Origin of the sequence: Pseudomonas azotoformans (genome assembly GCF_001579805.1) — a bacterium.
In the GTDB taxonomy this organism is placed as follows: domain Bacteria; phylum Pseudomonadota; class Gammaproteobacteria; order Pseudomonadales; family Pseudomonadaceae; genus Aquipseudomonas; species Aquipseudomonas azotoformans_A.
Window position 1 is genome coordinate 1,444,278 of sequence record NZ_CP014546.1, and the last position, 25,367, is coordinate 1,469,644.

Here is a 25,367-nt window from a genome sequence, read left to right on the forward strand (position 1 = left end):
TGAGTTATCCACAGGGTCGCATTTTAGGGGTAAAACAAGAGGGCGCGCCGGGTACTGGCCCACAGAACCGACAAGAGGTGGTTAACGGGAGAGTAACTCCACGTAATTGGACTCGCCACCGCCCATGGCGCCCGACAACCAGCCCCACTCGAAGGCCAGCGTCGTCCGACCAGCGTGATCAATGCCTACTTTGCCACACGACCAACCCGACAGCAGCTCACCGTCCAATGTCAGGCACTGAAACAGCAATTCGATAGTGTCTGGGCCTGTCACTCGGCCCACTTGCGTGCCCAGGCGAATGCGTCCGCCCTGGTAAGTGCCGGAGATGGCATCACCCTCGACAAGGTAATGAAACACCGTGCCCGAGCCGGAAAGCCCTTGGGCGTTGTTGGCGACGATGAAGCGGCGGTTGTTCAAGCGCTGGTGGAGCCGGGAGGGGGTTTGCATCGAGGGCGCGTCCTTTCGCGGGAGCCTGGAGACCCGGGCGGGTGGTTGCCAACAACATAGTTTGACACAGCCCTTCTCGTAAATCGGGGCCTGTAGGATGACCCGGGATCCACACAACAGCAACATAGACTGACACAGACGGGTCGCACTTCAAATACGGGGCCCGATTGGTAACAACATAGATTGACACAACAGCGAGCGTTCATTCAGGCACGAAATATTATGTGAGCGCGACCGGTCACTCACCTGTGCGGAAATAGTCTTTTTTCAACACAGGCTCAGTGCGATGTCTAAATCCGTGCGCAACCTTCGACCGGTCCCCATCAGCACATAAACTGTGTTTTTTGTTCGAAATAAGCAGCCATGGGTGAAGGAAACACCCAGCGTTGTTCGGACCCAACCACCAGGCGGGAAGCGGCCTTTACTGTCTTGGATAACGGTCAAAGCGTAAACGAGAGCAGGTATTAGCTGTCTATCCGTAATGGCTTTTCGCTGACGTGTTGTAATGTCGAGATCCAATATTGCCCAATCAGCAACAAGACAATAGGCACGGGAAGGAAAATGCAGACTGGCGAGGGCCACAGCATCTGAGGTGGTAAGTTGGCACCCGTCTATTTTCTCACCCGCAGAAAGCACTGAGACAAAATCTGCCAGGTTCATTTGTACCTCCGGCCGATCAAAAAAAACTGATTCGAACGAGAAGCATCATTCAGCTTAGCTCCCAGCGACACACGAGGTTCCTATGCCGACCACTGGGCCATTTTACAGCTGGTCCGCCTTCTCCCCTCATCCCACTGAACGGGATGATTTCTATCTAGCTGTCACCAGATAAAGTGGTTTACGCCAGTACCCGGCTATGCCATTGCCGTGCTTGAACCTTACCTCGCGGTAGGTTCCGATGTGGGTGAAACCTAGTGCTTCATGGATGCCCGTGCATGCCGTATTCGGCAAGGCGACGCGGGCATAGGCGCATGAAATCCATGTTACTCAAGGAGCGGTAGAAGCCGTTTGGCTGCGACTGAATCAAAATGACATGCCCTCAGACACTTGAATCAGCATTTCTTCGACTAGATGTGTGCCAAAGGTTGTAGTGGCCACCGCCGATGGGCTTTCTCCTAAAAAACGGGCTTTGGGTTTGGAAAGCCATTGTTTGGCCTTCCCTTTGTCACCGAAGATCACCTCGGCCATGGCGCTAATATGTGCAAACCGGAACAGGCGATCGCTCTCATGCAACGTTAAAAGCTGATTGGCTGACAGTTTTGTTTTAAGCGTTTTGGGTTGAATGATTCTGTCGCGTTCTTCGTCGCTGAGGGTTCCATCATCACAAAGCATTTTTATCAGGCTGACCGAGAAGCCAGCTACTATCATGTCGTGAATGTCCAGATCCGAAGCATTGACAGAGATATGAAGAAGCGTCTCCAGACGCATGCGGTAAGCATGATAGACATCCTGACTCAGGACGCCAGCAAACATGGGCCGCACTGATATTGTGTTGTGCACGGGCGTCAGCACTAATGTGCCATTCGCTACCGTTAGCTCCAGGTCGTCCCCAACACCTAACCCCATTTGGTCAAGCAACTCTTGAGGCAGATCAATGATGATGTCGCCAGTTCCGTCCTCAGTTTTCTGGGATTTTACTATCCAACGCTCAGTTTCATTCATGATCGTCCGGCCCTCATCCGCCATCAGAGAATGACACACATCATTATGGTTGGGCCCAAAGCTGACCAAAGGAACGCGCAATCCGCTGGTAGACAGGCACTGCCGCTGCTCGAACGCCGGGTAGCGAGTGAAACAGCAAAAATGGGGCAATGGCTATACCTGCCTTTCCACCTTCACATGGCTAAGAGCCTGAGCGTGATCAGTTAACTACACGAAAGGATATGACATGCCCCCTGATGAGCTTTATGTTTCCGTCGACGTCGAGACTTCTGGGCCTATACCAGGCGAATACAGTCTGCTTTCCATTGGAGCTTGTCTTGTAGCCCAACCTGAAACGTCCATCTATCTTGAACTACAGCCTGACAGTCCGAAACACGACCCCGAAGCGCTGGCAGTATCGGGGCTGAGTCTGGAGAAGCTGGAGCGCGAGGGTCTCACTCCGCAACAGGCGATGCTGACATTTGATCAGTGGCTGAGATCGTCCTGCCAAACGGGGCAAAAGGTCATTTTCGTAGGACTCAATGCACCGTTTGACTGGTCATTCGTCAATTATTACTTCCACAAATACCTGGAAACCAACCCCTTTGGTTTTACCGCTATCGACATGAAGGCCTACTTTATGGGCGCTGTAGGTTGCAGCTGGAAGGAAACAAAATCATCCAAAATGACCGCTGCGCTGAAGCCACTCAGCGAACCGAACCATAACGCATTGGATGATGCCCGCTTTCAGGCAGAGCTCTTCGCCCTAATGCTAGCGGGTAACTATAAACGCTGACCTGCCTTCCACCGCACTGACTTGAAGTTCATCTGACCCAGGTTGCCTCAACATATCTGCCGTCCCTGAACGACCACGCCTTGATACCTTCTGGTTTTTCGGACTTGCCTACAATAATGGCTATTGGGTGCGGCAGATCCTGCGTGTAACGTGCAGCAAATTTGGAGAAACTACCGATGTCTGCCGGAGAGATCACCGGAACGGATTGGGGATGCGTATGCCAATAGCCCACCAGACGTAACCCTTGTTCGTTGGCAGCCTGGATCTCCTGACGGCACCGCGCCGCATCCAACTCTAGCCAAGACCAGCCTGACCGATCCGCGCGATGAGGCAACGTGGCCAAGGCCAGCAGCAAACCTTTCGGATCAACAGGGTTGACGAATAACTGTCCACCTCGCTCCACGCCAAAAAGGCCCTGCCGATGACTATCCAAGATGTCCGCGACAGCCTGGGACACCAATAGCTCGGAGTCCACCTCCGGCCATCGCCAGCGCCATGCGATATCCGTCATACCATTTCGTCCTTATCTTCCGGCCATCCGCGTTCGAGTAAGATTTGCTGCGTCCCCTCTGGCAGTTTGGGCCCATGGTATTGGCCTCCTAGGCTCAGCACATCTTCAGGCCTGTAAATGCTGCTGACCCAAGATGCAGTGGCGATCTTGCCGGTCAATGCGCGTAAGGCCGTGTGCGACACCATAGAGGCGATATTGGTCATTCCCAGCGAGCCGCCTGGGATAAAGCTCTCGCCACACGCGGGCAGTGGAACAACACCGCCTCCCGGCCACTCTGTAAATCTATGCAAAAAATCGCCGACGTCCGTGAACAACTGACGGCCATCAAAGGTGCCGGCTGGTGCGAATAGAGCATGGCCTACCTGGGTATACGGTTCGCTCCAGGCTTGTAAAAGCCCCCAAGGAGCGCCGCTGGATTTGGCTCGCCATACAGTGACCTCCGACTGCCAGTCTGCTGTCGTGATCACCACCAGATCTGCGTTATCGAACACTTCTGGTTTGCTACTCATCACTACTTCGGCAAAAGTCGAATAAGCGGTGCATTCTGTCGTCGGAAGATCTAACAGAATCTTGTCCCTCAACGCTGAGGCTTTCAGCCTCCCTAGGCTATCCGCTCCCAGAACGTGCCTCCCCAGATTGGCTGACACCAAAGTGTCAGGATCGATGAGGGTAAGGTGGCCGACACCGGATCGTGCCAATTGTATTGCCACCGTACTGCCTAATGAGCCAACGCCAACACAAACGACTCGAGCATTTTCAAGGTGCTGTGCAGTGCCGCTTATATCGCGGGACAGGATGGACGCTCGATCAAGCACATCCAGGGCAGTTGCTCGGACGAGCGCCGGAGGATGAGCATTTGCGATAGCTGGCCGCCGGCGAGCTGTACGCAAGCCAAACTTTGCCCCCCGCTCCTGCTGTACACCGAGCGAACGCACATTGAGACAATATGTTGGAGCATCTGCGCCTCCTGGAAGCTCCAGAACAATCCATCGACTCGCCAACGTTCCATGCAGCTCAAACCATGCCAGCAATTGCTCGGCATCGTCTGGTTGAAGGTGTGGCTTTAGCCACAGCAATAAATCTTCTGGATCCGGGGTGCGGATATCCGGATAAGTCTGAAGCTTGACGTAAAAACCGGGAGTTTCGGCCGCACGAATGACAGCAGAGCGCCCGACGACCCGTCGGTAATGCCCTTTGAGTGCAGCTACATTCGATGCTAACCAAACCGTTTCCTGACCGGATGGCACAGCTCGGCGCGGATCGCTGAGCGCAAACAACTGCGAGGCAGCCTGAGGTCGATCCAACAGTAAGAGGTTCTGGAATGACTGCCCGTGCTGAAACGACCAGTAGGTAGTGATCTCATTCTGAAATTCGATATCGCGTGTTGCCTGGTTTGATCCCATCTTGGACAACGAAACGATCTGGGCCAAGCGAGCAAGGCTGTCCTCTACCACGACCTCCGGGGAGCCCATGATGGGGCGTTCCTGAAAGCCATGAAGGCAAAGCCCCGACTTAGTGGCATGCGGCCAAACCAGCCATGGAGAGGGTTCGACGTTCAGCCGCAAGAGCCCGCGGGGAAAGTTGGAGGGGAAACCTATACGCAGTCGCCGCTCCTGCCCCGTGTAATCGATGGGCAAGGGGAAGTGAAAGCACGCCGCTTCGTCAGCCCGCATGGGTGCGGGCTGGAGCAATGCATCGGCAGCATCCTGACCTAGGGTGTTACGCAGTGCGGCGATTCCGCGCTGCAATGGTGTCTTAATAGGATCAGCCAAGGCGTCCAACTGGCTTTACGCTCGACTGAGAGGTTCCGCCACCGCTGGCCCCTCCGAAGAGCGAACCCATCGAAGCAGAGTTTCGAGTAGTGCCATCCGGTCGACCGGGCATCGTCCAATTCGCAGGGATTTCATTGTTCACTGCCGTGATGAACGCCGGCGCAATACCGAAGTTCTTTTTCACTGCCTCGGCAAAGGAGTCATTGGATTCAAAACTTTCCAAACCTAATGACACAGATGCACTGGCGTCCGCATGCCACTTGGCGAATGCCTGACGGTAGCCTTGCCCCTCGCCCGGTCGATTCCACTTCTCTGCAAAGTTTTCGCCGTTATCGGCAGGGTTGCAGACATAGCAGTCGCTACCTCTATGCGCGATGTGCTGCGGCATTCTGCGAACGATTTCCAAAATTGCATCGAGCGGTGCCAGAGGCTTCGACTGCGACTCCTTTACGACATCCAGGTATGCGTGCGTGGCTAGAGTGGTGATGACCGCAGATATTGGGCGAGTATCAGCGCTCCTTGTCTTGATGGCCCATTCATCGCGATGCCGCTTGAGCAGCTTAATGGTCGCACGCAGGGGATCTTGATCGATGTAATCCTGATAATGCGGCAAAGGATCTTGGGTCGCGGCATCAAGCATCCGCTGGCTTTTGGCAACCACTAAGCTTTCCAGAGAGATTTCCTGGGCGGAAGCGACCTGCAACCAATTCGAGTAAGGAATAGGGCTGCTCGCTTTCCATCCTGTGACTCGATCCGGAACCTCAAGCTTACCCTCGCCGTTTGCTTCGCCATTTCCGTTGATCGCCCGGGCAGGTGTGACATCGATGTGGAAACCTGGATTTTCGTCTGCATAAACGATTCGAATACCACGACGTAGTTGCTTAACTTCTTCCTGAACGCGGGAGCCTTCCCTAAAACGCTGCTCAATCGCCTCTAGAACTTCCTTCGCACCAGCGCCTTGAGCGTGAGGGAGCCAGATAATCGCGTCCGCATCAATGGTGTCCAGATCCGCAGGCGCGCCGGGAATTGGCTTAATGGTCGTTTTCAGCCGCATTGAGCCCTGAACGAAAATATGAGCCTCAGCGAGCAACGGATTGTCGGAAGCCGAGAGGATTTTTTCCAGTTGGGAGTAGCGGTCATTGATTTTTTCGTACTGCGCTTCCGACAGCGAGATCTCCCGCGCGGCGCGAAGCAGAAAATATTCCCAACTGCTGCGCTTGGTCTGTTCGTTGCTCAAAAGCATTACATAGCCTCCTGGGCCACGGGACCCAATTGCAGTGTTTGCGTAAACCGATCTTGGTTTTCTTTGTCCCGATCGAAGATCAGGTATGTATGTTGATGCTGTGTTGTGAGCAACGCGCCAAACTCGATGGCCAATGCCGCAGGAATGGCGGCGAAGACGTGGATGGGGTCAGGAGTCAGAGCCTCAAGCTGACTCAGTCGTATTTGAAGTGCGTCGCGAAAAGCATGAATCACCCGACGGTTCTGTACCATCGCGTAGCTTGGTTCTGGGATCGACAGCTCTGCAATACGTGCACCGGGTAGAGCGTCGGTCACGTCGCGTACTGGAACTTGCGCAGAAATGGAGAGCACCAACGCCAGTGGGCCATCGCCGTTGGGTGGAGGCGTAAACAGAAAACTAGGCGGCTCAGCAGACTGATCGGGCCAGCGCAAAAGATGCTCGCGATGAAAAGAGAAGATCAAGCGTTTGGAACGGTCGCCGATACTCTGGCCCAACATCATCAAGGCCGGAATGTCGGCCAAGCCGACTACTGCTAGCGCGGGCGAATCGCCATAAGTGCCGCCGCGACGCTTGAGTTGCTGCTCCAGCTCATACTGGACGCTGTCTTTGACGTTCTGCCAATAGGTAGTGTCCCTGCCACGTGGTCCGGGCGCAGCGAAGGCGATTTTGATGCCTTGATCGAAGGCGGTTAATCCCTCGGCGGACATCGCAGTCAACAGATCGCGAACGGGGATATCGTTGATCGTCTGAAAGTGCTGACTCTGGACGATGAGAGGAATGGCTCTGCCACCATCGGGGGTCGTTGCGGCGAGTCGGATGCGTTCAAGGTACGCTTGGTGCAAACCGCTCAGATCATTTTCAGGGTAGCCATCTGCGTCACGATCAATTTTGTCATGACAGCCTGGGCACAGGAGCATCAGGTTAGCAGTATCGTTAGTGTGCGCCTCAGCATCATGATCCGCGCGTCCCCGAGGCCCCTTGGGACTGGCGGGTAAGATATGCGCCACTTCGCCCCATTTCATTGGCTTGCCGGCACGATAGTCGAACGTTAGATCCGTACCGCACAGTTCACAATGACCAGCGGTCTGTGTCCATACGATCCGCTTCGTCTCATCATTCGTGTTAAAGCGCCCGCTCGCGGGCTTAGCGTCTTCTTTTTCTGCCATTTCGACCGACCCCCGAAAAACATCCATGATTGAAAACGATGATGGCAAGATAAGATCATATTAGGGTCATTCGTCCCGATTTCAAGAGAGATCTGAGGGTGACGAATGCTGAGTCGCCTTTTAGCAGGATGCTTTTTTGGCTCATCGAAAGGCGGTGGTGGCGGCGTTCGTTTTCTGGCAAGTGCTGGTGGGTAATGGCACTGACCACAGCGTATGTAGGACTGATGAAAACGAGCTGCGCAGCTCAAACGAGGCTGCAAGCGCAGCCCCTTTCGTATGCGTTTTTACGCGTCAGTGCTTGCCAGGCTCAACGGACAAGTGTCGACGACGCATGAGGTGATAGGCCGCCGGGATCACAAACAGCGATAGCAAGGGTGCCGTAACCATACCGCCAATCATCGGGGCGGCAATGCGGCTCATAACCTCGCTACCGGAACCGCCTCCCAAAAGTATAGGTAACAAACCAGCGATAACCACTGCCACGGTCATAGCCTTAGGTCGAACGCGCTGGACAGCGCCTTCACAAATCGCGGCCATCAACCCGCGTTCTGTGTTGTCACCGAGGTCTTGACGCTCGGTCCATGCATTTTTCAGGTAGAGCAGCATGATCACGCCAAATTCGGCAGAAACACCGGCCAAGGCGATAAAGCCGACCCCGGTGGCAACCGACAGGTTGAATCCCAACAGATAGAGAAACCATGCCCCGCCCGTGAGAGCGAATGGCAGCGTGGCCATAATCAGCAAAGCCTCATCAAGGCGTGCAAATGTCAGGTAGAGCAACACGAAGATGATCAACAGCGTGGCAGGCACCACCAGTTTGAGTCGTGCGTTGGCCCTTTCGAGAAACTCGAACTGACCTGAGTAGCTCAGGCTCATGCCGGGCTGCAACTTGACCTGCTCACTGACGACCCGGCGTAGATCGGCGACTACGGAGGCAATGTCCCGGCCACGCACATCGATGTACACCCAGCCTGAAGGCCGTGCGTTCTCACTCTTGAGCATTGGCGGCCCGTCGTTGACCTTGATCTTCGCCACGGTGCCAAGGGTGATCTGGCTGCCTAGCGGGGTGTAGATCGGCAACTGCTCCAAAGCGCCGAGCGAATCCCGCCACTCACGAGGGTAACGTACGTTAATTGGGAAACGAGCCAACCCTTCAATCGTCTCCCCGACGTTTTCACCGCCGATTGCGCCGGCCACGATTGATTGCACATCGGCAATATTTAACCCATAGCGTGCCGCAGCTTTGCGATCGATATCCACATCAATATAGCGGCCACCGGTCAGTCGTTCGGCTAACGCTGAACTGACACCTGAGACGTCCTTGGCAACACGCTCGATGGCTTGGGTGACGGCATCGATCTCCGTCAGGTTGGTACCGGCAACCTTCACGCCAATCGGGCTTTTTATGCCGGTGGCCAGCATGTCGATACGGTTACGAATAGGCGGTATCCAGATGTTGGTTAATCCTGGGACACGCACCACTTGTTCTAGCTCCTCAACGAGCTTTTCCTGGGTCATGCCTGGGCGCCACTGTTCGCGTGGTTTGAATTGAATGGTGGTCTCGAACATTTCCAACGGTGCCGGGTCAGTCGCGGTTTCAGCGCGGCCGGCTTTTCCGAAAACATGTTCGACCTCTGGAACTGTCTTTATCAGACGGTCAGTCTGCTGAAGCAGTTGCGCGGCCTTCTGCGCCGATAATCCAGGCAGAGCTGACGGCATATAGAGCAGGTCCCCTTCGTCCAACGGGGGAAGAAACTCACCACCCAGACGAGAGATCGGCCACAACGCGCTGACAAAGACTAGCAATGCAACCAGCAGAGTTACTTTAGGTCGACGTAATACGGCGTCCAGAGCGGGCTCGTAGATCCGGATCAACCAGCGATTTAGCGGATTCTGTTGCTCATTAGGAATTCGTCCGCGAATCCAATACCCCATCAACACCGGAACTAGAGTTACCGACAGTCCAGCCGCTGCGGCCATAGCGTAGGTTTTGGTGAACGCCAATGGACCGAATAGACGTCCTTCCTGAGCCTCCAGCGTGAACACCGGAATGAACGACAGGGTGATGATCAGCAGACAGAAGAACAATGCGGGTCCTACCTCGGCAGCCGCTTCAGTCATCACGTGCCAATGACGTTCACCTTTCAGTTCCTCCCCAGGATTAGCCACGTGCCAAGCCTCGACCTTCTTGTGGGCGTTTTCAATCATCACCACGGCAGCGTCGACCATGGCGCCGATGGCGATGGCAATCCCGCCAAGGGACATGATGTTGGCGTTGATACCCTGATAGCGCATTACGATGAAGGCGATCAGCACCCCAACCGGCAGGGAGATGATTGCCACCAGAGATGAACGCAGGTGCCAGAGAAAGATTCCGCAGACCAACGCGACGACGATGAACTCTTCGATCAGCTTGTGGCTGAGGTTTTCCACGGCACGATCAATCAACTTGCTGCGGTCGTAGGTGGTGACGATTTCTACCCCCGCCGGCAGACTGCTTTTCAGCTCGTCGAGTTTGGTCTTGACCGCCGCAATGGTTTCTCGAGCATTCTTACCGCTGCGCAGAATTACAACGCCGCCGACGGTCTCACCTTCGCCATCGAGTTCGGTGATGCCTCGACGCATCTCAGGCCCCATCTGAATCGTGGCAACATCGCCCAGAGTGACCGGCACACCACCCGTGCCCAGTTTGAGTGGGATAGCACGAAAGTCATTGAGGGTCTTCAAGTACCCGGAAGCCCGCACAATAAACTCGGTCTCCGCCATCTCCAGCACCGCCCCACCAGTTTCCTGATTGGCCTTGCCGATCGCCTCGGTCACTTCAGACTGCGTGATACCCAAGCTGGCCAGCTTCACCGGATCAAGCTGCACCTGGTACTGCTTTACCATGCCACCCACCGTGGCCACTTCCGCAACGTTCGGTAGGGTCTTAAGCTCGAATTTAAGGAACCAGTCCTGCAAGGCACGTAACTGCGCCAAGTCATGCCCGCCGCTTCGGTCTACCAGGGCGTACTGGAAAATCCAGCCAACCCCAGTGGCATCAGGTCCTAAAGCGGGCTTGGCACTGGCCGGAAGCCGGCTTTGTATCTGGCTCAGATATTCCAATACGCGCGAGCGAGCCCAGTACAAGTCAGTTCCGTCTTCGAATAGTACGTAAACGAAACTGTCGCCAAAGAAGGAATAACCGCGCACAGTCTTGGCACCAGGCACAGAGAGCATGGTGGTTGCCAATGGATAGGTGACCTGGTTCTCTACGATCTGTGGGGCTTGGCCTGGATATGGTGTACGGATAATTACCTGAACATCCGACAGGTCTGGCAGTGCGTCAATGGGCGTACTTTGAACCGCCCAGATCCCCCATGCCGTGACAAACAGCGTCGCCAGCAACACAAGAAAGCGGTTAGCCACCGACCAGCGAATAAGGGCCGCGATCATGGCTGGGTCCCAGAGCGTTCCAGACGCTCAACGCGCAGACCATCTTCCGTCTGGCTGACAGCGATCCGAACCTTGTCGCCCGTTTTAAGATCCTTCATCAGAGCTGGAGCGGCGAGAGGGAAAGTCATCGTCATGCCTGACATACCCAATGTTCTGAAGGGACCGTGGGCGAGCGTGACTTCTTTGTCGTTGATCTCAACGATCTGACCATCGGCCTCATGCAAAGCGCCTGCGGTTACAGTAGATGGCGAAACGTCCAGTGAGCTTGCGACAACGCCCTTGAGACTGGCCTCCGAGTCGAGAAGGAACTGGCCAGAAGTCACCACTTTTTGCCCCTCTTCCAAGCCTTTCAATATCAGAGTTTTGCCATCGTTATCTTGGCCTAACTGCACCTCCACCGGGCGATATCGACCAGCGTCTTCAGAGAGCATGACCAACGTACGTCGACCGGTACGAATGACGGCCTCGCTCGGCACCCACAAAACACTTTGCTCCGTCGAACGATTGAGACTTACCTGCGCGGTCAAACCTGGCCTGAGTCGGCCATCCGGATTGGGTAACTCAACTCGAACGCGAAGTGTGCGACTGTCCGAACTGGTTTCCGGAAGAATCGCACTGACGACGCCCTTGAGCACAACTCCAGGGAGCGCGGACAAACGCGCTTCGGCTGCTTGCCCTACAACGATTGACCCAGCCTCCGACTCTGGTACCGCCACGGCCAGCCAGACACTGCTCAAACCATTAACACGCGCGAGCGTCTCGCCTGCGGCCACCGTCATACCTTCACGCACACTCAGCTCTTGAAGCACACCACCAATAGGGCTGGTCAGAGTCAGGTTCGGTTGAACTTTGCCACTGCGCTCAACTTGAGCAATTAACTTAGTTGGCATTCCGGTGAGCCTCAATCGCTGGCGGGCCGCTGTCAGCAAGTCAGCATCGCCACTACGCTTGAGGGCGAGAAATTCCTCTTGAGCAGCTGCCCAATCCGGCACCAAGATATCTGCCAAGGCGGCATTCACTTTCAGCACATCACCAGGTGCATGGGCGTACACGCGCTCGACAAAACCCGCCGTACGGGCCTGAATGACTGCAACGTCCCGTTCGTTGAAGGCCAGAACACCTACCACGTTCAGTGTCGAGGCAAATACCCCTCGACTGACACTAGCCAGTCGCACACCAAGGTTCTGAGTCAGGCTTGGATCAATTCGAATGCCGCCGCTGTCCCCCTTGGTATCTGCGTATTGGGGGATCATCTGCATATCCATGAAGGGTGACTTACCCGGTTTATCGAATTTCTGTTGTGGGTACATGGGGTCATACCAATACAGAACCTTTCGATCAGGAGAGGCTTTGGCTTCCTGATCCGGCTCGACACCAGCTACTTCGCTCATTCGCGGTTGGGCTAACCAGTAACCTCCGGCAACACCCAAGGCAATCGAGATGCCGACAACTAAAGTCCCTTTCCATACTTTGAAATTCATTGAGCGGGCTCCCCGTAAGAGAAATACAGGCGAGCGCTGGTGAGAGCACGTTGCTCTTCAACGTCAATCTGCTTGAGACGGGCTTCGATGAGTTCGCGTCGGGCGGCCACAACCGAGTTCAAATCACCTTTGCCGGAACGGTAGCTAGCCATGGTGAGTTCAACCTTTTCTTTAGCCAGCGGCAACAAGCTTTCCTGATTACGGTTGACTGCACGATTGAGTCGCTCGTAGTCGGCCAACTCATCCTCCAGTTGCTGGGTATGCTCGCGCGACAGAGCTTCCCGCTCAGCCTCAAGCTGGTTGAGTTCGGCGTGCTTTGCCGCAATTTTGGGGTTTTGCCGAGAGTCAGGAAACAGCGGGAGATCCCATGAAAACTGGACGCTAACCATGTCACCGAATTGTTTGCCTCGATGCTGATAGTCGAATTCCCAGCTCCAGTCAGATTGCTTTTCCGCCTCAGCTTCACGGATCTTGGCTTGTGCTTCACGGGTCATCGGCACATACGCCGCCAATTCAGGGTGATGTTGCAGCTTATGGGAGTATCCAGAGGTTTCAATGGGCCAATCAGGCAAGCTGCCCGCCGGTTTGTCATTGGCAGCTGGGCCAATCCAGCGCTTGAGGGCCGCCCGGGCCTGTGCACGTTGGCGAACTAAATCATCCTGCTGCTCCGCCAGTTGGGCAGCTTCCTGTTTAGGTGTCACCGCATCGGCGGGTTGGGCGCGGCCACCCGCAATCTGAGATCTGACGGTATCGGTCAGAAGACGGTTTTCTTTGTAGAAGTCCTGGAACATCGCATCTTTACGCTCAACCGAGTAGCTACTGATCCAGGCCAATGCCGTGGACTGTCGGACGTTCAGACGCGCCACTCGACGCTCAGCGGACGCTCGATCAACAGCCGCATCCGCGACCTCGATACGTGCTTTGCGCTTATCGCTGTTGGGCATCTCCTGTCTGACCCCGACCATTTGCATGGTCATGAAGTCCTGGTCGATGCTCCATCTGTCGGCACCACCAATGGGGTAGTTCTGCACGCCCAGCAGTAGCTTGGGATCGGGTAGTTCGCCAGCGGGAATGGCCGCACTGGTGGCTGCTTGAATTTTGGCGTCTTGTGCGGTCAACGACGGTGCATTGTTTTCGGCCAGCCGCAGCGCTTCATCGAGTGTCAATGCACCAGCAAGGCTCGGCAATGCCAGTACGCTTGCCGCCAGGCCGGCCACGAGGGACCAACCTGTGCAAAAGCAGTTGGAGTTCATGTTCACGATTCCTGTGATGATCCACCGCGCGCTTCATAAGACATGCGCGCAGATATGCCATCCCGCTAACGCGGAATGAGGCTCAGTGTGGTACAGGAATCAAGTACGGGGCGGTCGCCATAACCCAGAAGGGGTTTGTACGAGTGGGAAATGGCTGGAGAAGGGCGGAACGATTGGACTGGACAAGGTAATAGGAGGCTTGATGATCGAGACTTGCAGCATGCCGCCCGTTTTGCATTCCTGGCCCGACTTACAAGGTTTGCCATGCTCAGCGGTACTTTTCATGTCGTGGCAGCAGTCTTGACCCATACCATCCATCATCGCTATACCCATGGTTTTCATCGGGCATGGTTCAGTCGATGCTTGAACACCCGCCATCCCGCTAAGGGGAAGCGCCAAGCTAATTAGGAAAATCAGGCAAAACCGCACATAGCGTTTCATGGGCTAAAGTGTAGACGGTGCAAATGGCCCTTACAATTCACCCTTAAGACTCCTGTATTGGCTGTTACCAACGTCTATGCTGCGCTCATTTCCATGACAGGGCTTAAAGTACCTAACCATGCGACAAGACAGATAATGATGACCGCCATTGAAAACTCAAGTTTCATGCTACGGCGCAAGGCATTCACCGCGACAGCGTATTCGCCATTGCGAACTGATCGCTCCAATAAGGGGCTTAGATGAAAACGGTTAAGCGTGGCTAATACGATCATCCCTGCAAACAGCAGGATTTTCAAAAATAGTAACTGGCCATAAGTGCTGAGCATCACCTCATCGAGGCTCGGTCCTACGATAAATAGGTAATTCACCACGCCCGTTATACTGATGATTACTACAATCACCGCGCCGGCCGATTCAAACCCTGTCAGTACCCGAGCAAGAACTCGTACTTCCTGATCACCTTTCAGCGATTTTAAACGCAGCAGCAGTGCAAATGCTGCCAACGCACCCAACCAACCGCCTGCGGCCAAGAGATGGAAGATGTCGCTAGTAAAATGCCAGTAACGACGGCTCCCTTCGTCCATCGCACCATGCCCTGTCCATGCCAGCGTCGCAAGCGCAATGGCGCCACATACAGTGACAATCCAAAGACTGAGTGTCGGAAAGCGCTTACTCAGAGCAACGCCGAGAACAGCCGTCAGCAACGCCACTATCCGGACCATCCAGGTCAAACCGACGTCAGTCCCCATGAGAACCATTTGAAAAATATGGTGATGTAGCTCCATGAAGCCCGACACACCACTCATAGCTTTTGCAAGCAACAACATGGCTGCTAGAGACAGAGCTACACCTAAAACAGATGTACTGTAAAGAAGCGACTCAAAATTTAAAACCGCTCCCGATACTCTCTCTTTTCCCCTCAGGCTATAAAGACCAAATATTGCCAGTCCAAATAACAGCATCAGATCAAAATATAGAGCAAAGCGAACAGCTATATTTATTGAGTCGCTCATGAATCATTTCACTTTGAAAGAAAAATTGCCGGTGATTGGATGAGTGTCAGACGAGACGGCACGCCACTCAACTTTATAAGTACCTGTGGTCAATGGCGATGCAGGCGTAATAACCATTGTCTTAGGATCTCCACCGCCTGCAACGGCTGCTTTAACGCCCATTGGGGAGTTAGGCATGCCAGGCATATCGGTCATGATCAGCTTAGCACCGGAAAACTGAGTCGTTAGATTCTCAGAAAATTGCAGTTCAATTTTCGCAGGAGCAGCAACATCCGACCCTTCTGCTGGAGTAGAAGAAAGCAGCTTTGGATGTGCCTGAGCAACTGCACTCAAAAGCAAACCCGCTGTCAGTGCTACAGCTACGGTGGTGGTTTTAAGGAATGACATGCAAGACTCCTCACAGCAAAAGCTGTTGATTCTAGGTTTTTGATGAGTATCTAGTTATTACTTTTACGCTTATTAAAAACACTGGCGAGCTACCTAGCAAATTCCGTGTTCTACGGCGGCCTGGACAGGAATAATCACAAGAATTCCAACGTCACAGCGCAAGTACACGATGCCACACGAACGCAAACTATTCGATTACATTTCAGTCAGCTTGGACCTGCTTTGGGACGCTGAATTTCTTGAAAAAATGGTTAAAACTGGCTTCCGTTTTGCGACGTTCACACTGTGATAACCGTTCGCAAGACCACATAGCTGCTCGGGTGTATATGGTGTCGTTGATTAGGCATTTTCTGCACTCGCACATGGGAGCTGTATATGAAAGGCTGTTTTTCCATCTGACGACGTGCACCATATCTTGCCGCCATGCGACTCGATAATGGATCGAGTGATTGATAAGCCTAGCCCCGCATTACTTGGGTTTCCTTCTCTACGAGCGGGGTCCACTCGATAAAATCGATCAAACAGTTTTTCAAGGTGCTCAGGAGCGATAGGTTCTCCAGGGTTTTCCACGGAGACAGAGATTGACGTCCCTTCCTGCCTTATATTGACGCTGATACATTTCCCTGCGGAGGTGTACCGGAGGGCATTCGAGAGCAGATTAGAGATAGCCCTGTCGAGCATAAGAACGTCACCTCGGACGCTGCCCCTCCCTGTCACCTTAAGGTCGATGCCTTGCTCATCAGCCAACAAGCGGTAGTACTCGAGTAATTTTTCTACTAGCGCTACCAAGTCTATCGGTTTGTTTTCATGAGAAATCAGACCATTGTCAGATTTCGCTAGAAAAAGCATGTCATCAATCATCCGGCCCATACGCTTCAGGTCATCAAGATTCGAGTACAAGTTGTCTTCGTAGTCCTCAATATTCCTTTTTCTAGATAAAACCACTTCGGTGTGAGTCATCAAATTGCTGACAGGTGTTCGTAGTTCGTGAGCAATGTCCGCAGAGAAGTTTGATAAGCGAACAAATGCATCGTCAAGTCTAGATAACATTGCATTGAAAGAAAGCACCATCTGCTGAAGCTCTTTAGGAACGGCCGCTAAAGGAATCCGTTCTTTGAGCGATTTAGCAGACATTGACGCAGCGACTTGAGTAACCTGGCGAATAGGCCTTAGTCCACTGCTCGCGACCATCCAGCCCAGCGCCGCACTGACCAGCGCGCTTATAAACAACCCTATCAAAAACCAGCGTTCAAGCGTCTCAAAGAACGCCATATGTTGCGTAACGTCAAAGATCAACAGTACGGTCAGCGGTTTTTCTTGTCCCGTCACAATCGCTTGCGCCGTTATTCCCCGGAACGTTTGCTCATCATCCCGCCACTCCCAAACATTGTTGTTTGAAGTCGTACGAAAGCCTTCCGGAATATCGATTGGACCTGGATCAGCAAAAAGGGTCTTGCCCTGACCATCGAAGATCAGGGCTGTCAAATCTCGGTGAGCACCCAGCAGCGCCTCCAACTCAGGCTTAACATCACTGAACTGGTCAATGCTACTCAATCCCGTCAAAATTCTTTGGGTCGAGTGTAGCTTCTCGTTCAGCGCCTGCTGATCTAGCATTTTGAAATGATGCCGGCTAAGGCTGTTAAAACTGAGTCCAGCGACGGTGAGCACCGCCGTTACAGCTAGCATGAACATCAGGCTCATGCGGGTAGTCAGAGACATTCGATTCATTCCAGCCCCGTCCCAGAATCCGGCGCATCTAGCATGTAGCCCATGCCTCGGGAGGTGTGGATAAGCTTGACCTCAAAATCATCATCAATCTTTGCTCTGAGCCGCCTTACGGCGACCTCGATGACGTTAGTATCGCTGTCGAAGTTCATGTCCCACACCTGGGAAGCGATAAGCGACTTAGGCAGCACCTCACCTCGACGACGGAGCAGCAATTCGAGTAACGCAAACTCTTTGGCCGTGAGATCTATACGTTTGCCTCCACGGACAACCCTGCGCTTGAGCAGGTCAACCTCAAGATCAGCCAATTTCATATGAGTTTGGGAGGGGGCTGTACTCCCTCTTCGCAGCAGCGTTCTGACGCGGGCCAGCAATTCAGAAAAAGCGAAGGGTTTTATGAGGTAATCGTCTGCCCCCAGCTCAAGTCCTTTGACGCGATCCTCGACGCGGTCTCGCGCCGTGAGAAAAAGCACGGGGACATTTTTTCCGGATGCCCGCACCTTCTGAAGTACTTCCCATCCGTCCAGCCCAGGCATCATCACATCGAGAATCAGCAGGTCATAAGCCTCGCTCAACGCGTGTTGAAGCGCCTCCTTACCATTGGTAAAGCGATCAACATTGAACCCTGCCTCAGCAAGACCTTGCTGCAAATAAATGCCTATTTTGGGTTCGTCTTCCGCAACCAGAAGTCTCATGGGGGTGGCTCTCGAATGATTGTGATGATGAGTCTGCAAGGAAATGCTTCTGCCAACCAGCAACTGACAGAAAAGTAATATTGGCTTCAGGTAGATGTCAGCGAGTGCTGTCTAGGGTTCGAGCATGAGTACTCCCTAGTACTCGACCGACGCCTCCGCATGAAACCTTGGGGGAGCCGGAAAACAGATTAAAAAGGAGCTTCCTCATGAATCATCTAAAAATCCTTTTCTTTGTGGGTTCGATACTCATCTCAGCGTCTGCTTTGGCTGAAGGTGGCGCAGATCGGATTGCGGAGCGTATGGAAAGCCTACGCGACAAAGCAGAAGCGACCTTGGTGCAAGCTGAAAAAGCCCCAGAGGGAGAGCGCCATGTACACATGGCCGAGCATATGAAACTGCTGGGCGAGATCATGAACCAACTCCATCAGGATCACCCAAAAGCATCAATGTCGCCTCAGGAACATCTTTCCTGGATGGAAAAGCACGACGCTATGGTTGATGACGTTTTGAACCAAATGCAGCGCGAACACAAACTGATGCTTTCTGAGAACCATCAGTAACCGGGTACCTCCGATGGGCTGTTTGATCCGCTCGGTTGGTACGGCGTCATATGCGCGCCGCACTACTCTTGGAAACTGACAGAAATGTAGTGTTCACGTCAGTTAGCTGGCAGCTCTATCCTTTTAGCATAGCTAGTGTTTTCAATTTGCTCTTGAGGTCATCATGAAAGCTAAGCTCGTTACCCCAGTTATTGCGGCGATCACCCTATTCTTCGGTGCGACGGCCATGGCAGACGTAGGTCATGGCAAAGAGGACATCGGCCAGCCTGGCGTCGCCTCTGCGGTGACCCGTACGGTAGATGTGGAGATGGGTGATATTTTCTTCATGCCTAAAAACATCGATGTGAAGCCTGGTGAGACTATTCGTTTTGTCCTTCGTAATAAGGGCGCACTGCTGCACGAATTCAATATCGGCCAAGCCGCCGCTCATGCGGCGCACCAAAAAGAAATGGCGAGCATGTTCCAGAACGGAACGCTTACACCCACCGGGTCAGGGAAAATGACGGGCAGCATGGGTCACAGCATGGGAGGGATGAAGATGGTTGGAATGGAACACAACGACCCGAACAGCATGCTGATCGAGCCAGGAGCAACAAAGGAATTGATCTGGACCTTCAACAATACAACTGGACTTCAATTTGCCTGCAACGTGCCAGGTCATTACCAATCTGGGATGGTCGGTCAATTTGACCTGAAGTGAGCCTGAACTGACCACTAAACCCGCATCTCCTCAAGAGTTGGCTACGCTCTGAGGCAGACATCAGAGCAACTCGCTCACACACTGGGGTCTAGATCATGAATAACCATCAGCATCCGGCTGGAAGCATCACCACCCCATTTTGGACGCGCAAAACAGGCGTTGTGCTGATTATGTTCATTGTGATCGGCGCCTTCTACGTGGTGCGGGAGCATTTCAGCCACGTCTATCCATACTTGCCCTATCTCATTCTGTTGATCTGTCCATTGATGCATTTTTTGGGGCATGGACATGGCGCACATGACCATGGCAATCAGGCGCAAGCCAACAAGGAAGAGAAATAGCTATGCCCAATAAACCGAGCCACCACGATCACGGTCCTACCCACGCTGCCTCGCCCCCTGACGCTGATCTACGTGACCCGGTGTGCGGCATGACGATTACGCCTCCAAGTAAATTTGGCGAGTCTTATCAGGGACAGATTTATCAGTTTTGCAGCCAGAAATGCCAAGAAAAATTTCGGGCAGCTCCAGAGCACTACAGTGGTATTCATCCCAGCACTGAACCCAGCATCGCGGCTACAGAACCCGCGCGCCAAGTAGCCACTGAATTTACCTGTCCGATGCACCCGGAAATAAAACAGCCAGGGCCCGGCAATTGCCCAAAATGTGGCATGACATTAGAACCTGTCATTCCGGCGCTAGATGACGATGACAAAACCGAGCTCCGTGATTTCGCGCGCCGCTTTTGGTGGTCTCTGCCTTTAACCGTGATAGTGACCGTTCTAGCCATGGCGGGCCATTCATTACAACTCTTCCATGGTTCGGTTCAAAACTGGATCGAGTTTGCTCTTGCGACACCGGTTACCTTATGGGCAGGGTGGCCCTTTTTTGTAAGGGGCATAGCATCTGTTAGAAATCGCAGTCCAAATATGTGGACTCTGATAGGTTTGGGTACTTCCGCAGCTTATCTTTACAGCGTCGCAGCAACCCTCTTTCCCCAAAGTTTTCCCACCACCTTCATGCAAGATGGACGCATCGGCGTTTACTTCGAAGCCGCTGCGGTCATCATCTCGCTCACCTTGCTTGGGCAGATTCTTGAGCTAAAAGCACGGTCACAAACCTCCGCAGCAATTAAGTCCCTTCTAGGCCTATCTCCCAAAACTGCACGCAAGATCAACGCCGATGGTCAGGAGGAAGACATTCCTCTTACCCATGTTCACTTGGGCGACCATTTGCGGGTCAGACCTGGTGAAAAGGTGCCAGTTGATGGCTCTGTGCTCGAGGGAGAAAGTGCGGTGGATGAGTCCATGCTCACTGGTGAGCCTGTGCCGGTAATGAAAAGACCAGGGGATAGTTTGATCGGCGCCACGCTTAATACTCACGGGAGCTTGGTGATGGAGGCGCAAAAGGTCGGCGCCGACACCATGCTGTCGCAGATAGTGCAAATGGTCGCTCTAGCCCAACGCTCCAAAGCGCCAATGCAAAGAATGGCCGACTCGATCGCCGGCTACTTTGTGATGGGGGTTATCGCGATTGCGTTGCTGACATTCTTAGGCTGGGGACTATTCGGCCCGGAACCCAGCTGGGTCTTCGGCCTGATCAACGCTGTCGCCGTACTTATCATCGCTTGCCCCTGTGCACTTGGTCTCGCAACGCCCATGTCGATCATGGTTTCGACGGGTAAAGCCGCCAGTATGGGTGTGCTATTCAGGGACGCCAGTGCTATTGAAAACCTTTGCAAGATCGACACGCTGATTGTCGATAAAACGGGGACCCTGACAGAGGGACGGCCGGTATTTCACAGTGTGGAGGCCACACCAGATTTCAACCCACACGATGTTCTTCAACTGGCCGCTAGCCTTGATCAAGGCAGCGAACATCCTTTGGCGCGCGCCATCGTCGACCATGCCCGAACTGAAAATATCGTGCTCACCAAGCCTGAATCGTTTGAGTCCGGGTCTGGGATTGGAGTCAGTGGCCTCGTTGATGGCAAGAAGGTACAGCTGGGCAACACAGCACTGATGGACGCTGCCGGTGTAAGCACTAAGGTCTTACAGTACCGTGCAGAGTTGTTGCGCCTTGAAGGCATCAGCATCATCTATCTAGCAGTTGACGGGGTTCTGGCAGGATTACTGGCGGTCTCAGATCCGATAAAACCGACCTCCAAAGAAGCAGTCACCAAGCTTAAAGCTGATAACGTAAAAATCATCATGGCCACCGGAGACGGGCTCACCACCGCACGTGCTGTCGCCAAGGAGATGGGTATTGAAGAGGTTCATGGAGAAGTTAAACCTCAGGACAAAGAGCGCCTGGTGGCGGACCTCCAGCGATACGGTCGAAAGGTTGCCATGGCCGGCGACGGTATCAACGACGCACCGGCCTTGGCGCGTGCAGATGTGGGCATTGCCATGGGTACAGGGACTGATGTCGCGATGAATAGCGCGCAGCTCACGCTGGTAAAAGGCGACCTGATGGGGATTCTACGGGCACGGGCACTTTCGGTTGCGACAGTAAAAAACATGCGGCAAAACTTGGGTTTCGCCTTCCTTTACAACTCAATGGGTATTCCCTTGGCCGCAGGCCTACTCTATCCGCTGACGGGGCACCTTCTGTCGCCAATGATCGCTGCGTTAGCCATGAGCGTCAGTTCTGCGTCTGTAGTTTTCAATGCTTTGAGACTGAGGAATACCCATATAGCTTGAGCGAAACCGTTGCTCGCACCCCACAAAACATAACTCTTGACCTTACCGCGGTGTCAACGTTGATGCTGTCATCGCGGTGAAAAGAGACCGCTCAGCACAAGAGGAATAACCATGTTCGTCTTAAACGTATCAGGCATTGGTTGCGGTAGCTGCGTCAGCAAAATCACTAAAGCGATTCAATCGTTGGACAGCGAGGCTAAAGTTTCCGTGGATCGCGCGGCAGGTAAGGTAAGCGTTGAAAGTAGCGAAAACCCAGAGCAAGTTCGTAAAGCTGTCGAATCACTCGGTTTCCCATCGCAAATCAGCGCTTAAGGCGCTGATTTCATTGTTGGGTAAATCTTACTAATCACCTCGCAGAGCTTTAAGCAACCCCTTAAATGCTCCGTTCAATCTATTAAAAGCGCTTTCAAAATGAATTTCGTTATCAGTAAACTTTGCAACTTCAAGCTGTGCATCCACAGTATTTTGATCAAGTGAAGGTTGGTAAGGCGTGCTGTAAAACAAACCATCACCTTGACCATCACTTGCTAATTCGTTTGCGGCAATATGTTTTAGGTTTGTTGTTTTCAAAGAGAACGGAGAATCCAAGCCTCGTTTTGTCTGGCTGGCGAGCACAGCAGAAAACTCCAAATCTCTAGCCTTAAAGTTAGGAGTATCAGCGTTAGCGATATTATTGCTAAGTACCTCAGCTCTTTGGCCGCGATAAACTAACGCTCTTTCTGCGGAGCCAAGCGCTTTTTCAAAATTAATGCTCACAAGCGGCCACCTTACGTCACGCTACTATTTCCCATTTTCACCTATATCAAACACTTATGTGTTGAATGTGGTGCGTCTGAGTCGGCTTATAACTCCGGTGCAAATTCAAAAAACGTCAAGCCCTGTGAAAGTGACCGAAAGCACAGAACACCGAACGGCTAAATTTTAGGAGCTTGATTTCAGCGAATTCCGACAATGGATAGACCATACGGATTAAGTACATCGCAGCTCAAGAGAAATATCGGAACCTGACACAACTGTAATATTGGCCTAAGCTGCCTGACAGGGAATCAGTCTTATAGTCCTATTGAGCCTTAAGCTCTTCCCTGAGCATCAACAACTTTGTTGTGGATTCAGGGGCTACCATCTATCAGAGGAAACCCAAATGAACCCTATCAAAACCTTGTTCGTCATCGCTGCTCTGACCGTATCTTCTTTTGCTATGGCTGAAGGCGGAGGTGACCGCACTTTCGAACGTATGGAAGCGGCCAGGAGTAACTCGATGGAATCGTACCAAATAGCCCAAACGAAAAATGCCCAGCCTCCTGTCGCGGAAAGCAAAGCCAGGGCGATGGACCACAAAAATTGCTAAATATTTGAGCTACGCTCACAAGCTGACAGAAATGTAATCACTGTGGTGGTTTAAATGTGGCAATTTCTGAGCTCGCTTACCGTTTGAGTTCGTCTTTTGTAACGGTGAGTGAGTCTCATCCAGACAATTCATTTGTTGTTTCGCGCGGCTTCCCTTTTGACTGATTGGACATAACGGCATGCACTCCAAAACCTCTAGGCGGACATTCGTGAAAGGCTTGGCCGCTGGTGGCATTCTCGGCGGCCTTGGCCTTTGGCGCACTCCTGTATGGGCGGTGACAAGTCCTGGTATGCCGAGCGTACTCTCCGGTAACGAATTTGATCTGTTTATTGGTGAAAGCCCTGTAAACATCACAGGCTCGCCTCGCACAGCTATGACCATCAACGGATCATTGCCCGGACCGTTGCTGCGTTGGCGTGAGGGGGAGACCGTCACTCTGCGTGTAAAAAACCGTCTAGACCAAGACACATCAATCCATTGGCACGGGATCATCTTACCCGCCAACATGGACGGTGTGCCTGGCTTGAGCTTCCATGGCATCGCACCCGATGGCATGTACGAATACAAATTCAAGCTTCATCAGAACGGAACCTACTGGTATCACAGCCACTCGGGTTTGCAGGAGCAGGCAGGCGTTTACGGTCCAATCGTCATCGATTCGAAAGAACCTGAACCGTTTCAATACGATCGCGACTACGTGGTGATGTTGACTGACTGGACCGACGAAGATCCCAGTCGCGTTATGGCGAAGCTCAAGAAACAATCGGGCTATTACAACCATCACAAGCGCACCGTCGGAGACTTCATAGACGATGTCAGCAGCAAAGGTTGGTCTTCGACGGTAGCAGATCGAAAGATGTGGGCTGAGATGAACATGAGTCCTACTGACCTCGGCGATGTCAGCGCGGATACCTATACCTATCTCATGAATGGCCAGGCACCCAACGGTAACTGGACTGGTATTTTCAAACCGGGTGAGAAACTCCGTCTGCGCTTTATCAACGGCTCCGCCATGAGCTATTTCGACGTCCGCATTCCTGGGTTGAAGATGACCGTGGTTGCCGCAGACGGTCAACATGTCAAGCCGGTGAGCGTCGACGAGTTTCGTATTGCGGTAGCTGAAACATATGACGTTATTGTGGAGACTGCTACTGATGAGGCTTACACCATCTTCGCTCAGTCTATGGATCGCACAGGTTACGCCAGCGGAACACTTGCAGTGCGTGACGGCCTAAAGGCACCGATACCTGCGATTGACCCACGTCCTATAGTAACTATGGATGACATGGGGATGGGTGGTATGGCTGGTATGGACCATGGCAGCTCGGGTGGAATGAGCGGCGGCGACATGGCCGGCATGGATCACAGCAAGATGGCAGGGATGAACCAAGGTGACATGACCGGGATGACCGGCATGGACAGCGGTGACATGACTAACATGGCTGGCATGGACCACAGCAAGATGGCAGGAATGGGCAGTGGCGATATGTCAGGGATGGCTGGCATGGGCGGTATGGGTGGAGAAATGCAGACTCATCCAGCCTCTGAAACCAACAATCCCTTGGTTGACATGCAAGCCATGAGTCCAACGCCAAAGCTGAACGATCCTGGCATAGGCTTGCGGAACAATGGTCGTCGAGTGCTCACTTACTCCGACTTGAAAAGCACTTTCCAAGATCCTGACGGCCGCGAGCCAAATCGCACCATCGAGCTTCACCTGACCGGTCACATGGAGAAGTTTTCGTGGTCGTTCAACGGCATCAAATTCTCTGACGCCGAACCGCTGCGCCTGAAGTATGGCGAGCGTCTGCGCATCACCTTGGTGAACGACACCATGATGACCCACCCCATCCACCTTCACGGCATGTGGAGTGACCTCGAGGATGAGAACGGCAAGTTCATGGTGCGCAAGCACACGATTGATATGCCACCTGGTACCAAACGCAGCTATCGAGTCACCGCTGATGCCTTAGGCCGCTGGGCATATCACTGCCACCTGCTTTTCCATATGGAAATGGGCATGTTCCGTGAAGTACGGGTTGATGAGTAAAG

Annotated in this window: 24 protein-coding genes; 8 read left to right on the plus strand and 16 right to left on the minus strand. The window is 53.2% G+C overall.

Annotation, left to right across the window (positions count from 1 at the left end):
* Nucleotides 1-81: 81 nt before the first annotated feature.
* The 3 genes from AYR47_RS06775 to AYR47_RS06780 all read right to left on the minus strand — a co-directional run bounded on the left by AYR47_RS06775 (nucleotide 82) and on the right by AYR47_RS06780 (nucleotide 2,109).
* A complete protein-coding gene (locus tag AYR47_RS06775) occupies nucleotides 82-447 on the minus strand; it encodes a hypothetical protein (RefSeq protein ID WP_033897212.1) in 366 nt (121 codons plus the stop codon).
* 267 nt (nucleotides 448-714) lie between these two features.
* Complete coding sequence (locus tag AYR47_RS32495; RefSeq protein WP_074321239.1) at nucleotides 715-1,107, minus strand: DUF6957 family protein; 393 nt, start codon at nucleotides 1,105-1,107, stop codon at nucleotides 715-717.
* A 363-nt stretch (nucleotides 1,108-1,470) separates the two neighbouring features.
* The gene (locus tag AYR47_RS06780; protein ID WP_306533188.1) at nucleotides 1,471-2,109 is read right to left on the minus strand and encodes an antitoxin Xre/MbcA/ParS toxin-binding domain-containing protein; all 639 of its coding nucleotides are present in this window, start codon (nucleotides 2,107-2,109) and stop codon (nucleotides 1,471-1,473) included.
* A gap of 226 nt (nucleotides 2,110-2,335) precedes the next feature.
* Here AYR47_RS06780 and AYR47_RS06785 point away from each other — a divergent pair, with 226 nt between their 5' ends.
* Nucleotides 2,336-2,884, plus strand: coding sequence for a 3'-5' exonuclease (locus tag AYR47_RS06785; RefSeq protein ID WP_061434699.1), 549 nt, complete (start codon nucleotides 2,336-2,338; stop codon nucleotides 2,882-2,884).
* Nucleotides 2,885-2,912: 28 nt separating this feature from the next.
* On the opposite strand, the gene AYR47_RS06790 is transcribed toward AYR47_RS06785, so the two are convergent.
* From AYR47_RS06790 to AYR47_RS06835, 12 genes are all read right to left on the minus strand, one after another.
* Nucleotides 2,913-3,395, minus strand: a complete 483-nt coding sequence (locus tag AYR47_RS06790) for a Mov34/MPN/PAD-1 family protein (RefSeq protein WP_019334922.1) — start codon at nucleotides 3,393-3,395, stop codon at nucleotides 2,913-2,915.
* Entirely contained in the window at nucleotides 3,392-5,176 is a 1,785-nt protein-coding gene (locus tag AYR47_RS06795; protein WP_019334921.1) for a HesA/MoeB/ThiF family protein, read from the minus strand. The genes AYR47_RS06790 and AYR47_RS06795 overlap by 4 nt, the downstream gene beginning before the upstream one ends.
* Entirely contained in the window at nucleotides 5,160-6,410 is a 1,251-nt protein-coding gene (locus AYR47_RS06800; RefSeq protein ID WP_019334920.1) for a nucleotidyltransferase domain-containing protein, read from the minus strand. The genes AYR47_RS06795 and AYR47_RS06800 overlap by 17 nt, the downstream gene beginning before the upstream one ends.
* Nucleotides 6,410-7,576: an SAVED domain-containing protein gene (locus tag AYR47_RS06805; protein WP_025992777.1), complete on the minus strand. Its 1,167-nt coding sequence runs from the start codon at nucleotides 7,574-7,576 to the stop codon at nucleotides 6,410-6,412. The genes AYR47_RS06800 and AYR47_RS06805 overlap by 1 nt, the downstream gene beginning before the upstream one ends.
* Nucleotides 7,577-7,867: 291 nt before the next feature.
* Entirely contained in the window at nucleotides 7,868-11,011 is a 3,144-nt protein-coding gene (locus tag AYR47_RS06810; RefSeq protein ID WP_032856641.1) for an efflux RND transporter permease subunit, read from the minus strand.
* Nucleotides 11,008-12,492, minus strand: coding sequence for an efflux RND transporter periplasmic adaptor subunit (locus AYR47_RS06815; RefSeq protein ID WP_019334917.1), 1,485 nt, complete (start codon nucleotides 12,490-12,492; stop codon nucleotides 11,008-11,010). The genes AYR47_RS06810 and AYR47_RS06815 overlap by 4 nt, the downstream gene beginning before the upstream one ends.
* The gene (locus AYR47_RS06820) at nucleotides 12,489-13,745 is read right to left on the minus strand and encodes a TolC family protein (protein ID WP_019334916.1); all 1,257 of its coding nucleotides are present in this window, start codon (nucleotides 13,743-13,745) and stop codon (nucleotides 12,489-12,491) included. The genes AYR47_RS06815 and AYR47_RS06820 overlap by 4 nt, the downstream gene beginning before the upstream one ends.
* 99 nt (nucleotides 13,746-13,844) lie before the next feature.
* The gene (locus AYR47_RS32915) at nucleotides 13,845-14,186 is read right to left on the minus strand and encodes a hypothetical protein (RefSeq protein ID WP_074321238.1); all 342 of its coding nucleotides are present in this window, start codon (nucleotides 14,184-14,186) and stop codon (nucleotides 13,845-13,847) included.
* Nucleotides 14,187-14,260: 74 nt separating this feature from the next.
* Nucleotides 14,261-15,199, minus strand: a complete 939-nt coding sequence (copD, locus tag AYR47_RS06825; RefSeq protein ID WP_019334915.1) for a copper homeostasis membrane protein CopD — start codon at nucleotides 15,197-15,199, stop codon at nucleotides 14,261-14,263.
* A gap of 3 nt (nucleotides 15,200-15,202) precedes the next feature.
* On the minus strand, nucleotides 15,203-15,586 hold the full coding sequence (copC, locus tag AYR47_RS31840) for a copper homeostasis periplasmic binding protein CopC (protein ID WP_017341635.1): 384 nt from the start codon (nucleotides 15,584-15,586) through the stop codon (nucleotides 15,203-15,205).
* Between the two features lie 339 nt (nucleotides 15,587-15,925).
* Nucleotides 15,926-17,314: a heavy metal sensor histidine kinase gene (locus tag AYR47_RS06830; protein WP_032708745.1), complete on the minus strand. Its 1,389-nt coding sequence runs from the start codon at nucleotides 17,312-17,314 to the stop codon at nucleotides 15,926-15,928.
* Nucleotides 17,311-18,006, minus strand: a complete 696-nt coding sequence (locus AYR47_RS06835) for a heavy metal response regulator transcription factor (RefSeq protein WP_017341638.1) — start codon at nucleotides 18,004-18,006, stop codon at nucleotides 17,311-17,313. Before AYR47_RS06835 ends, AYR47_RS06830 begins: the two co-directional genes overlap by 4 nt.
* Before the next feature lie 206 nt (nucleotides 18,007-18,212).
* On the opposite strand from AYR47_RS06835, the gene AYR47_RS06840 reads away from it, so the two are divergent.
* The 5 genes from AYR47_RS06840 to AYR47_RS31845 all read left to right on the plus strand — a co-directional run bounded on the left by AYR47_RS06840 (nucleotide 18,213) and on the right by AYR47_RS31845 (nucleotide 22,279).
* Entirely contained in the window at nucleotides 18,213-18,566 is a 354-nt protein-coding gene (locus AYR47_RS06840) for a co-regulatory protein PtrA N-terminal domain-containing protein (protein WP_019334912.1), read from the plus strand.
* Between the two features lie 163 nt (nucleotides 18,567-18,729).
* Nucleotides 18,730-19,266: a cupredoxin domain-containing protein gene (locus tag AYR47_RS06845; protein ID WP_019334911.1), complete on the plus strand. Its 537-nt coding sequence runs from the start codon at nucleotides 18,730-18,732 to the stop codon at nucleotides 19,264-19,266.
* A gap of 95 nt (nucleotides 19,267-19,361) precedes the next feature.
* On the plus strand, nucleotides 19,362-19,607 hold the full coding sequence (locus AYR47_RS06850; protein ID WP_019334910.1) for a DUF2933 domain-containing protein: 246 nt from the start codon (nucleotides 19,362-19,364) through the stop codon (nucleotides 19,605-19,607).
* Between the two features lie 2 nt (nucleotides 19,608-19,609).
* Complete coding sequence (locus tag AYR47_RS06855) at nucleotides 19,610-21,967, plus strand: heavy metal translocating P-type ATPase (RefSeq protein WP_080034400.1); 2,358 nt, start codon at nucleotides 19,610-19,612, stop codon at nucleotides 21,965-21,967.
* A gap of 111 nt (nucleotides 21,968-22,078) precedes the next feature.
* Nucleotides 22,079-22,279, plus strand: a complete 201-nt coding sequence (locus tag AYR47_RS31845; protein ID WP_074321237.1) for a heavy-metal-associated domain-containing protein — start codon at nucleotides 22,079-22,081, stop codon at nucleotides 22,277-22,279.
* 30 nt (nucleotides 22,280-22,309) lie between these two features.
* Here the strand turns inward: AYR47_RS31845 and flgB are convergent, their stop codons facing one another.
* The gene (flgB, locus tag AYR47_RS31850) at nucleotides 22,310-22,723 is read right to left on the minus strand and encodes a flagellar basal body rod protein FlgB (RefSeq protein WP_082781443.1); all 414 of its coding nucleotides are present in this window, start codon (nucleotides 22,721-22,723) and stop codon (nucleotides 22,310-22,312) included.
* 385 nt (nucleotides 22,724-23,108) lie between these two features.
* Here flgB and AYR47_RS06860 point away from each other — a divergent pair, with 385 nt between their 5' ends.
* Together AYR47_RS06860 and AYR47_RS06865 are read left to right on the plus strand one after the other, a co-directional pair.
* Entirely contained in the window at nucleotides 23,109-23,315 is a 207-nt protein-coding gene (locus AYR47_RS06860) for a co-regulatory protein PtrA N-terminal domain-containing protein (protein ID WP_061433800.1), read from the plus strand.
* Nucleotides 23,316-23,493: 178 nt separating this feature from the next.
* The gene (locus tag AYR47_RS06865) at nucleotides 23,494-25,365 is read left to right on the plus strand and encodes a copper resistance system multicopper oxidase (protein ID WP_061433802.1); all 1,872 of its coding nucleotides are present in this window, start codon (nucleotides 23,494-23,496) and stop codon (nucleotides 25,363-25,365) included.
* The last annotated feature ends 2 nt before the right edge of the window (nucleotides 25,366-25,367 follow it).

What these genes read in the sequence shown, in the direction of transcription:
- AYR47_RS06835 (WP_017341638.1), bottom strand. Translation starts at nt 18,006, where the DNA reads ATGAGACTTCTGGTTGCGGAAGACGAACCCAAAATAGGCATTTATTTG.
- AYR47_RS32495 (WP_074321239.1), bottom strand. Translation starts at nt 1,107, where the DNA reads ATGAACCTGGCAGATTTTGTCTCAGTGCTTTCTGCGGGTGAGAAAATA.
- AYR47_RS06805 (WP_025992777.1), bottom strand. Translation starts at nt 7,576, where the DNA reads ATGGCAGAAAAAGAAGACGCTAAGCCCGCGAGCGGGCGCTTTAACACG.
- AYR47_RS06800 (WP_019334920.1), bottom strand. Translation starts at nt 6,410, where the DNA reads ATGCTTTTGAGCAACGAACAGACCAAGCGCAGCAGTTGGGAATATTTT.
- copD (WP_019334915.1), bottom strand. Translation starts at nt 15,199, where the DNA reads ATGAGCGACTCAATAAATATAGCTGTTCGCTTTGCTCTATATTTTGAT.
- AYR47_RS32915 (WP_074321238.1), bottom strand. Translation starts at nt 14,186, where the DNA reads ATGAAACGCTATGTGCGGTTTTGCCTGATTTTCCTAATTAGCTTGGCG.
- AYR47_RS06780 (WP_306533188.1), bottom strand. Translation starts at nt 2,109, where the DNA reads ATGAATGAAACTGAGCGTTGGATAGTAAAATCCCAGAAAACTGAGGAC.
- AYR47_RS06845 (WP_019334911.1), top strand. Translation starts at nt 18,730, where the DNA reads ATGAAAGCTAAGCTCGTTACCCCAGTTATTGCGGCGATCACCCTATTC.
- AYR47_RS06850 (WP_019334910.1), top strand. Translation starts at nt 19,362, where the DNA reads ATGAATAACCATCAGCATCCGGCTGGAAGCATCACCACCCCATTTTGG.
- AYR47_RS06865 (WP_061433802.1), top strand. Translation starts at nt 23,494, where the DNA reads ATGCACTCCAAAACCTCTAGGCGGACATTCGTGAAAGGCTTGGCCGCT.
- AYR47_RS06855 (WP_080034400.1), top strand. Translation starts at nt 19,610, where the DNA reads ATGCCCAATAAACCGAGCCACCACGATCACGGTCCTACCCACGCTGCC.
- AYR47_RS06775 (WP_033897212.1), bottom strand. Translation starts at nt 447, where the DNA reads ATGCAAACCCCCTCCCGGCTCCACCAGCGCTTGAACAACCGCCGCTTC.
- AYR47_RS06830 (WP_032708745.1), bottom strand. Translation starts at nt 17,314, where the DNA reads ATGAATCGAATGTCTCTGACTACCCGCATGAGCCTGATGTTCATGCTA.
- AYR47_RS31845 (WP_074321237.1), top strand. Translation starts at nt 22,079, where the DNA reads ATGTTCGTCTTAAACGTATCAGGCATTGGTTGCGGTAGCTGCGTCAGC.
- AYR47_RS06840 (WP_019334912.1), top strand. Translation starts at nt 18,213, where the DNA reads ATGAATCATCTAAAAATCCTTTTCTTTGTGGGTTCGATACTCATCTCA.
- AYR47_RS06860 (WP_061433800.1), top strand. Translation starts at nt 23,109, where the DNA reads ATGAACCCTATCAAAACCTTGTTCGTCATCGCTGCTCTGACCGTATCT.
- AYR47_RS06815 (WP_019334917.1), bottom strand. Translation starts at nt 12,492, where the DNA reads ATGAATTTCAAAGTATGGAAAGGGACTTTAGTTGTCGGCATCTCGATT.
- AYR47_RS06785 (WP_061434699.1), top strand. Translation starts at nt 2,336, where the DNA reads ATGCCCCCTGATGAGCTTTATGTTTCCGTCGACGTCGAGACTTCTGGG.
- AYR47_RS06810 (WP_032856641.1), bottom strand. Translation starts at nt 11,011, where the DNA reads ATGATCGCGGCCCTTATTCGCTGGTCGGTGGCTAACCGCTTTCTTGTG.
- AYR47_RS06820 (WP_019334916.1), bottom strand. Translation starts at nt 13,745, where the DNA reads ATGAACTCCAACTGCTTTTGCACAGGTTGGTCCCTCGTGGCCGGCCTG.
- copC (WP_017341635.1), bottom strand. Translation starts at nt 15,586, where the DNA reads ATGTCATTCCTTAAAACCACCACCGTAGCTGTAGCACTGACAGCGGGT.
- AYR47_RS06790 (WP_019334922.1), bottom strand. Translation starts at nt 3,395, where the DNA reads ATGACGGATATCGCATGGCGCTGGCGATGGCCGGAGGTGGACTCCGAG.